Genomic DNA, 320 nt, shown 5'->3' with positions numbered 1-320 from the left:
AAGGAAACCATGTCAGAAACCCAGCCGGGCAGTCAAAACGGCGGAGAAGATCAAAATGGCGGAGACGGCCAGGCGGCTGGAAGCGGCCAGAAGAGTGAAAATACTCAGGCTGGGTTTCTGACATGGTTTCCTTTGTCACCGCCGCCGTCGTCGGATAGACTCCGCCATCCGCCTCTTCCACGACCACATGGGATTCCGGTTTATCCTTTGCCACCGCGTTATCCTTTCCCATCAGGGCCGACTCCACCCGTTCCGGAATAGCGGATGCGATAACGCTCTCCATCTCCTGCATCCGCTCATAATTATTAAACATTACGATT

1 pseudogene is annotated in these 320 nt (G+C 54.4%); it reads right to left on the bottom strand.

The features are described 5' to 3' along the window. Window positions 1–320, bottom strand: a pseudogene (locus NE473_RS30770) (hypothetical protein); the annotation flags it as partial.

The organism is Hungatella sp. SL.1.14 (assembly GCF_024460495.1).
GTDB classification, from domain to species: Bacteria; Bacillota; Clostridia; order Lachnospirales; family Lachnospiraceae; genus Hungatella; species Hungatella hathewayi.
Note: the sequence above shows the minus strand (reverse complement) of the source record. Positions and strands in the feature narration are given on the sequence as shown.